The sequence below is a fragment of the Chamaesiphon sp. VAR_48_metabat_135_sub genome (assembly GCF_031418915.1).
In the GTDB taxonomy this organism is placed as follows: domain Bacteria; phylum Cyanobacteriota; class Cyanobacteriia; order Cyanobacteriales; family Chamaesiphonaceae; genus Chamaesiphon.
In genome coordinates, this window is the sequence record NZ_JANOJV010000087.1 from 1 (window position 1) to 8665 (window position 8665).

Here is an 8665-nt window from a genome sequence, read left to right on the forward strand (position 1 = left end):
CTAAGGGGAGGGAGTAAGAAAGCCCCCCCTTTACAAGGGGGGGTTGGGGGGTAAACCACCTCTAAACAAAGTCCAGTGGACTTTTAAGAACAACAATCGATTCGATTAAAGAGCACCTACCCCATTAATCGCCATCATCCCAGCAATTGCCGAAGCAACCAAGGATGTCAACGCCGTGCCAAACAACCACCAAGCAGCACTTGCAGCCATTTTCTGCGCTTCGATCGCTTGTTCTCGCGCCTGTTTTTTGACTGCTTTAAATCGTTTTTGGACTTCTTGCTGAATCCGCTGTCCCCGCTCCATCACGGTATTGCGGGTGTCCTCGATTTTGGCGATGATCCGGTTGGCATCTTCCTCAGAGATATCCTCACGGGAACTCAAAACAGCTACCAGGGTTTCTTTGTCGAAATGTCCTAGTCGCTCTCCTAGAGCCTCAAATCCCGCTTGAGGATCGTCAAAGATCTTGCTAAAGTCGGCTTGAATGCCTTCATAGTTGAGTTCGGGACGCTCTAGGGCATTGAGATAGTCGCGGACTTTACCGAAGATATTATCGATCGCTGACTGAAAGGTTTGTTTGACTTTCTGAATCTGCTCGGTGAGAGATTTGTAGGTCGATTCCACCTGGTCGGCAATTCGGTTTGCTTCCTCCTCAGACATATCCTCGCGTTGGGATAATAGGGCGATAAAGGTCGATCGATCGAAATGACTAATTCGATCTCCCAAGCTATCAAACCCTGCTGTAGGGTGCTTTAAAAGCAGTTGGAGGTCACGTTTGATACCGTCAGGATTAAGCTCTTCTTTCTCGGTATTCCGCAGATAGTTTTCGAGGCTGGCTTCAAAGTCTACCGCCTGTTTTTGGGCACGATTGGCTAGACGACGAGGTGCTTTGACGATTACCTCCGGTAGGCTAGCCAACGATCCAATTGCAGATTGAACTCGATCGACTGTTGCATTTACCTGCTCTTCGGTGAGATTTCCCTGCTGGGTAAGTAGTTTAACTAGTGTGTCTCGATCGACTTGCGACAATCTGTCACGCAGTGCATCAGCACCTGCTTTCGGATCGTCTAACAAGGTTTGCAGATCTTTTTTAATCCCTTCAGGATCGAGTTCTTCGAGGTTCGTTTTCCGCAGATATTCAGTTAGTGCCGCAGTCGTTTTCTCGTACTGCGCCTTGGCTTGCTCGGTTACTTGCTGAGGTGCTTCGAGTACGCTGGTTTTGACTGATTCGACTCGATCCAAGATCTCGTTAATTTGACCTTCATCTAAGTCTTGACGTTGGCTTAATAGCTGAACTACGGTGTCTCGAGTCTCATTCTGAGAGGCTTCGCCAACGAATTGTCCCAACAGCTCTTTCAAGGCACTTATTCCCGCTTTTGGATCTTCAAATAAAGCTTGGAGATCGCGCTGAATGCCTTCTGGATTTAGCTCTTCCTTGTTGGTGTCGCGCAAGTAGGTTTCGACCTTAGTTCGTAGCTCTGTAGCCGCTTTTTGAAGATCTGGCGATTGACTTTCGGATTCATTTGTCTGAGTAGAATTGACTACTTCCGATCGCACTTCTTCCAGATAGTTGGATAGATTCTCGATACTTCCTGGCTTGAGATCGTCGCGCAGGGATAGAGTTTCGACAAAGTATTGGCGATCGATCTGCTCTAATTCTTGGCGAATGGTAGCCGAATCTGCTTGTGGATCGTAGACAACATCTTTAAACTCTTTTTTCACTGCTGTTTGGTTCAATTCCCACGCAGGTGAGAACAGCAGATAGTTTTCTAGATCTGCTCGAATCACACTAAAGGGTTTAGTTTTGGTGTCAGATTCTTGTGCTTCGGATTGTTCAGAACCGCCTAATACAGAAGCTTTAAGCTTGTTAATTTGACCAGAAACCTTCTCAACATCTAAATCGGAAAGGTCGGTATTTTGCACCACTTTACTCAAGAGCGCGCTCAAGCCAAACTGGAGAGCCTGACTAGTAAAACTACCACCATTACCATCTTTGAGATCGACCCCTTTAATTAATTGCTGAACTTTGCCAGTCAATTCATCAGAGTTTAGATCTTCTGGTGTTGCCGACTTGAGCAACTCGCGAAGTTGACTGGGGACATCTTTTTGTCCGCCTTCTTTGCCAACTAATTGTTTCCAAGTAGTTTCTAGCTTGTCAGCAATTTGATTGATATCTTTTTTAGAAAAATCTGTCCGATTGCTAACTAAATCAACGAAACTTTGACGGTTTATATTACCAAGTAAATCGCTATTAGCAATGTCTTTAAGATCCGACTCTTTCAGGAGCTTTTCAAACTGAGAGCCGATTTTATCGACATCCAAATTAGGTAGTTGTAAATTACTGAGCGAACTTTGCAGCGTTTTCTGAATGCTACCAGCATCCAACCCTGAAGTTAACTCGCGGCGGACAGCAGCGGTAATTTCTTCGGCTGTAGATACCACTTGATTTTTAGCAGCATTTGCGCCTAACGCCGTCGTGGCGGTGCCCATCATTCCCTGAAGACCAGAACTAGCAGTACTGACAATTGAACCAATTAAGGAACCAACCGCATTCGCACCAAGTAATACAACAAGTGAAAAATAAGCAGACCAAATCGTCACACCAACGATCGCACCAACAAATACACTAGTTGTCAGGCTGAGTTTTACTGCCAAAAAGCAAGCAGCAGCCAAAGAAATTGTCATCGTAACCATTGCACCGATGCCAATTTTGGTTTCAATTCCTCGCACTGTATCCATCAAACTATCAGAGTCATCACCGGACTCTGGCACAACACCTGGAGAAGCAATTAGGGCAACCGACAGGTTTGTTAATAATAATTGAAACGCGATCGCCATCAGCAATCCTGACAACAATGCGACCAAAAATTGAGGGCTAGAAAAATTCTCGACAATGGCTCCGCCTAGCTCAGAATTAAACTGTGCCAGGTGTAATAACTGACCGCTGGAACCTTGGATAAAATCTAAATATGGAAGCATTTTATTTTCTCCATTAATAATCGTCTTGTAAGCCGTTCTAGCAATCTGCGATTACCTTCGATCGGAACTTGGTATAAAGTCACACCTATCTACAATCTCGATCTCAGAACGGCTCTGTGAAATCTTGGCTCAATTACTAGCATGGCAAACCGATCGAGAAATAACTTCTGTCTAAAGGTATATTTTTAAATTCACTTGTCAATATCGCTCTATTCTAATAAAAAGATCCCCGACTTCTTCAAGAAGTCGGGGATCTAGCGTGTCTGAAACCTATTTAATCTCTCAAGTATTTTATCTACCTTTTGGATGATTAATTACCAATTAGTCGAGATTAAAATAGTACCTATAAATACGACTTGCACAATACCCAACAATTACTAAAACCTATGTCACGTTTTGAGATATACCCATCACCAGAGCCATCAAATCCTGGACCATCAACCCCCGAACCAGCCCCATCACCACCACCAGAAATATACCCATCACCAATTCCCGAACCAACCCCATCACCAATTCCCGAACCGAGTCCATCACCTACTTTTTTGAGTGCCATGTTTGCAGGTGATCGCTAACAATCTTTAAGCAATTTCTGGATGACAAATATTTGCACCTAGCTACTAAGGCATCAACAGAATATTCTGCTGATGCCTTAGTTTTCCCTAGCATATATCTATGGCAATATCCTCTAACGAGTAGCTTCTAATAATTTGCCTAAAACTACTTGTGCGGCTTTTTGACCTGGTGGTAATGTTTGCACAAAACCTTCTAATTCTGAGGCGGGTTTTTGGGTGGCTTGAGAACTAGCAATTAAGGATCTGACGTAGCTGTTGTAAGAATTTACCGCCCCAGTTAAGAGGATTGGATCGATCGATCCATCCCCACTTCTAACCCCTTGCATCGATCGAGCTAACTGTTGCGCTGGCTCACCTCCACCCAAGGCAACGACGAGAGCTTCGCGGGCTGGAATATTAGCATCTACAGGGGAATTGATGACTGTAAAAGCAGTTTCCGCCGCCGCTGGATCGACATTAACTGTATTACCACCAACAGTTTGACTGCCGCTAATACTCGCTGGTGTGAGGGTAGCACTGAGAGCATTAACCTTGCCCAAAGAGCCATTGGCAAAGGTGGGACGAGTGGAGGTATTCGGGGTGGCTCCGCTACCGAGAACACCATTAACTGGATCGGAACCGTAGGGAGGATTGCCGATAATATCTACAAATTTTTGAGCGTGAGCGGGATGACTAGTTAAGATCGCGATCGCTAAAGTTGAGACAGTTGCTAGAGTAAAGTTTTTGATGTTCATAGGACAATTAGATTAGTTGAAAGTTGAAAGTTGAAAGCGATGCTCATGAAGGATAGAGTAGGGGCAATTCATGAAGCGAGACAAGACATTGCCCCTACTTTATCTGTGGGGTAAATGCTTAGAAGTGAACGCCGATCCCACCACCGATCGCAAAGCGACTTTTTGGCCCAGTATTTTGGTCGCCTGCAACATCTAGCAAGGCTGGAGTTACTTGCAAACCAACACTGTCACCGAGTTTGACTGTCAGCGGTAAGCTGACGCTGAAATTGCGACCATTATAGTCAGCAGCCACGGCAATGTTTTCCGAGAGGCGCAAGCCCAACCCACCAAAAATATTAGTGGTGTTGTTATCTGCTGTCAGATCGTCAAAGGTACGGAAACGACCGTTCCCAGCCCCAACTGATGCAGTAAAGTTACTCGTCTCGCCTAGTGGTAAGATGCCAGTTACCACACCGTAGTAAGTATCTTTAGGATCGTTGGCATCGGTATAGCCATTCCGAATCGCATTTTCCCAACCAGCCGCGATCGCCACATTCTCACCCAAGAGTTTATGGAGCTTGAAGTTGACTCCACCTCGATCGGCTACAGTAGTCCCAGCGGCAGTATAAGAGGCTTCCAGACCGACGAAGTTTCTCGCATCTCCTAAACCGATACCAGCACCATAAACGGTGCTATTACCGTCACCTGGAGGGGCGATTGCGGCGGGTAAATTACTCTGGTAGCCAGCCCCTACAAACAGATCTCCCCAATTTGCCCCAAATGCACTGGGGGTGGTAATTCCCGTTGCGGGTGCATTCACGGGCTTACGGACGGCTGCTGCGGTGACTTCCGGTACCGTACCAATGCTCGTCCGATTCAACAAGTCTTGCTCGCTGATTTTGGCGACAGTCGCGCAGTTGACCACATATTTCTGAGCCGGATTGTCACTAGCTAGAGCAGGTAATCTACCCGCCGCAACTAAAACTTGATGGATGGAAGCCGCAACATCTGCTCTGGTGGCGATGCGGTTGGGGTCGTAATTTTTATTGACGGGGTAAGATACGCTCACCGATACGCATTTTTGGGTAGCTGCCAGGAGTGCATTACGACCATAACTGGGTACTTGGGCGGCATCGGCGAATAGTTCGTCTACTCGATCGGGTGAACCATCTGGCTGTAATTTACTACCATTAGCTAAAGATACCAGAGACTCGATCCGAATGATATTTCGATCGGGTCCAAAGGTTTGATTCGGGTATCCAGCCAAGAATCCCGATCGATAGGCTTTATCAATTACTGCGGCTGCCCAATAATTTGCAGGTACATCTCTAAATGCGCGGGACTCGCGGATTGGTTGTAATTCAAATGCTTTGTTCAACAGGGCAGCAAATTCAGCTCTGGTAACTGGCTGGTCGGGTTTAAAAGTGCCGTCAGGATAGCCGACAACAATATTTTTGTCGATTAGTACTTTAATAAAAGGTTCTGCCCAATTACCCGCGTAATCATTAAGATTAGCTTGGGCAATTTGGGTTTGAGTACTCTTGACAATAGCTGAATCTGTTTTGAGCGTAGAGCTGGGCAAAGCGGATGCCCTAGCTCCGCTGGCAAGGATAGTCGCACTCAAGAGAGTAATAAATAGCGCGATATTTTTAAGGCCAGTCCGTCCGATTTTTTGGTTCATGATTTATATACGAGGATTTGATTGAGAATGGGCTTGTTCGATTGAATGTTCGTTATTACGAACATAAATAGGTAGACGCGACTATTATTTTTGACAGAATTGAATCTATCTGGTTCAATATTTATTTGACAATAGATGTTGAGCTAGCTAGATCGAGGCTCACGGCATCGCTCTTTTATCTATCTTCTTTAGTTGTACTAATATTTCTTAGTAAAAAAATCAACAAATAGGTAGATTATAAATTCTGTTTCTAAAGCAATCTCTATTCCTATAGATAGATAGCATCTATTTTGGACTAATCGATCCAGCCACAATATTAATCATCATTGCGACAATTGTTGTATTAAAAAAGAATGATAAAACACCATGAATTAAGCTCAATCGTCGCATCTCGCGGGAGGTGACACTAATATCAGACACCTGACCAGTCATTCCAATTACACACGAGAAGTAGAGGAAATCCCAATAATCCGGCTCAATTTCACCAGGGAAATCTAATCCATCTGCTTTACACTCAGCTAGCGTTCTTTCTTCTTTATAGTAAATATGAGCATAGTGTTGAGCGAAAATAGTATGTACTAGTAACCAAGAACTAACAATTGTGAAAATTGAGAGTCCTAGATGTAGAAATAAGAGGCTATTTTCCTGACCTTTATCTTGTAAAATGAGACCGATCGCCACAATACTAATACAGGCAGCGATCGTAATTAAGCTCGAAATCATCACCCGTCCTTCATCCTCTTGCCTTGCAAAGCGGCGCATAATCTCTGGGTTAGCGCGGAGCATTACTCGCAAAGTTAAGAATAGAAAACAGAGCGTAAAAGCATCCCAGCTACAGAGTAGCCGTGCCACCAAATGAACAGGAGGAGGCAATAGTACCGCTACTATTGCCGCCAGCAGAGCAGACAGTAACAGTCGAGGACGAATGCTGAGTTTTTTGGGTAGTCTGAAATCTGATTTCAAAGTGATAATCGGTGACGATTGTAGAACATATCCCCGACTGTCTTGTCTCGCCGCTAAACCCTCGGGGAACCCGAGGAGCGCGAGCCGCTGTCTTGTCTTGACGTACACAACCTGGAGGAAACCTCCAGGTCGATGCGTCGCTGTCTCTCTTCCATCGCCCTAGGAACAAAGGCGCGAGAGAGCCGCTTCTTCGAGAAGTCGGGGATCTCATAGAGCAGAGGGAATTAATTCGGGCGTTGCTGAATTAAGGTATGAAAACATAGGTAGGGGCAATTCATGAATTGCCCCTACCTATGTTTTCAGCCATCGAAAAGATCGCTTATCATACTTGTATTCAGCAACGCCTTAATTCGCTTTAGCTGGAGCAACAGCAACCTTCATACTCACAGCAGTAACGCCCTTAATATCCTTAACTAATCCATCAATTCGAGCGAATTGAGCTTGAGTAGGTACTGTACCTGTCACCATCACTGCACCATCCTTGGCGGTTACAGCTAGCGCACTAGCAGGTAAATTGGCTTCTAACTTACTCCGTACTTCACTGGCGATGTCATTATCGCTGCGGTTTATAGCTTGACCTTTATTGGTAGCATTATTTCGTTGTTCTCGTGCCCGAATATCAGAATTTAACTGGTCTCGTCTGATTTTGCTAGTAGCATCATCTTGGTTGGTTTTGGCTGAGTCAGTACTAGGGGTTTCGATTTTGCTCGCAGTCGAATCAGGTGCTTCACTACTTGTTTTCGCTGCTTGTTGGCAGCCCGTCGTCGCTAGTAAGACCAGACCAAGGGCGGGGATAAAAGTTTTTAGAGTTATCATGAGTTGTTTCCTCTGCAAATAATGGAATAGAAATGAGTCTGGCAGCGAGGAGGAGAGTCCCACAACACACTAAGTGCTGGGACTCTTTGCACTAATAGCCGATGTTATTAGTATGTTTACTTGCTGCGTTGGCAACGTCGTACACTTGCCACTGGCTAATACCCTTGCGAGTCAGAATCTCACCCGCATTGCGAACTTGATACTCGGTACCATCGACGACGACGAGATAGTAGCCCTGTTCGAGCAAATCGCTATAGACTTGAGCATCATTATCAGGAACGCCCAAGCCAATTAGAGCACCCAATAAACTAGCCCCACCCGCACCAATCGCTGTTCCAGCTAGAGTCGTAGCTAAAGTGGTAGCCGCCGCGCCCGCCAATAATACAGGCCCCACGCCAGGGATAGCTAACGTACCTAAGCCAACTAATAAGCCTGTAAGACCACCCAGCGCACCACCTGTAACCGCACCAGTCACCGCGCCTTCATCAGCTTTGTTATCGATACTTTTTTGTACTGCTACGCCAGCAACTTCATCTTCGCTATTGGCGTTTCGGCCGACGACAGAGACATTATCCATTGAAAAACCACTGTTTTTGATTTCTAGTAATGCATTCTCTGTTTCCAGACGGTTAGAGAAGACACCTACTGCTCTGCGTTCGTGTTTCATGTCCATGATTTCTATCCTGAATGACGCTCGATATCTTTGTTACATTCTCAGCATATTGAAAATGTCAGTTCAAATCGTCTACATTTCGAGATAACTTAGGTCAGTCAAAAGGAGGATTAAAAAGTTGAAAGTTGAAAGCGATTCGCGCACGCCTTTGTTCCCCGACGGTTTGCGAAAAGTGCGGTCTTGGGGTTTCCCCGTCTTGTCTCACCTTTTTTGACGGGGAACCCGTCCAAAGGTGAGCCGCAAGTAGAGCACCTTTTCAAGACAGCGGCGT

The 8665-nt window shown here is 45.5% G+C and carries 7 protein-coding genes; all 7 read right to left on the reverse strand.

What is annotated here, in order from left to right:
• Window positions 1–105 precede the first annotated feature (105 nt).
• The 7 genes from RMO55_RS06790 to RMO55_RS06820 all read right to left on the reverse strand — a co-directional run bounded on the left by RMO55_RS06790 (window position 106) and on the right by RMO55_RS06820 (window position 8388).
• Window positions 106–2976 carry an MFS transporter gene (locus tag RMO55_RS06790; protein WP_310425201.1) on the reverse strand — a complete coding sequence of 957 codons (2871 nt, stop codon included), beginning with the start codon at window positions 2974–2976 and terminating at the stop codon, window positions 106–108.
• 343 nt (window positions 2977–3319) lie between these two features.
• Window positions 3320–3529 carry a hypothetical protein gene (locus RMO55_RS06795; RefSeq protein ID WP_310425204.1) on the reverse strand — a complete coding sequence of 70 codons (210 nt, stop codon included), beginning with the start codon at window positions 3527–3529 and terminating at the stop codon, window positions 3320–3322.
• Window positions 3530–3661: 132 nt separating this feature from the next.
• Entirely contained in the window at window positions 3662–4282 is a 621-nt protein-coding gene (locus RMO55_RS06800; RefSeq protein WP_310425207.1) for a hypothetical protein, read from the reverse strand.
• Window positions 4283–4400: 118 nt separating this feature from the next.
• A complete protein-coding gene (locus RMO55_RS06805; protein WP_310425209.1) occupies window positions 4401–5942 on the reverse strand; it encodes an S-layer homology domain-containing protein in 1542 nt (513 codons plus the stop codon).
• 285 nt (window positions 5943–6227) lie between these two features.
• Window positions 6228–6905 (reverse strand): DUF1345 domain-containing protein, encoded by a 678-nt coding sequence (locus tag RMO55_RS06810; protein WP_310425211.1) that lies wholly within the window; start codon window positions 6903–6905, stop codon window positions 6228–6230.
• A gap of 345 nt (window positions 6906–7250) precedes the next feature.
• The gene (locus RMO55_RS06815; RefSeq protein WP_310425213.1) at window positions 7251–7721 is read right to left on the reverse strand and encodes a BON domain-containing protein; all 471 of its coding nucleotides are present in this window, start codon (window positions 7719–7721) and stop codon (window positions 7251–7253) included.
• Between the two features lie 91 nt (window positions 7722–7812).
• Window positions 7813–8388, reverse strand: coding sequence for a general stress protein (locus RMO55_RS06820; RefSeq protein ID WP_310425215.1), 576 nt, complete (start codon window positions 8386–8388; stop codon window positions 7813–7815).
• Window positions 8389–8665 lie beyond the last annotated feature (277 nt).

Bases quoted from the DNA above. Each gene is read 5' to 3' on its own strand.
- RMO55_RS06800 (WP_310425207.1), bottom strand. From the start codon at position 4,282: ATGAACATCAAAAACTTTACTCTAGCAACTGTCTCAACTTTAGCGATC.
- RMO55_RS06820 (WP_310425215.1), bottom strand. From the start codon at position 8,388: ATGAAACACGAACGCAGAGCAGTAGGTGTCTTCTCTAACCGTCTGGAA.
- RMO55_RS06790 (WP_310425201.1), bottom strand. From the start codon at position 2,976: ATGCTTCCATATTTAGATTTTATCCAAGGTTCCAGCGGTCAGTTATTA.
- RMO55_RS06815 (WP_310425213.1), bottom strand. From the start codon at position 7,721: ATGATAACTCTAAAAACTTTTATCCCCGCCCTTGGTCTGGTCTTACTA.
- RMO55_RS06795 (WP_310425204.1), bottom strand. From the start codon at position 3,529: ATGGCACTCAAAAAAGTAGGTGATGGACTCGGTTCGGGAATTGGTGAT.
- RMO55_RS06805 (WP_310425209.1), bottom strand. From the start codon at position 5,942: ATGAACCAAAAAATCGGACGGACTGGCCTTAAAAATATCGCGCTATTT.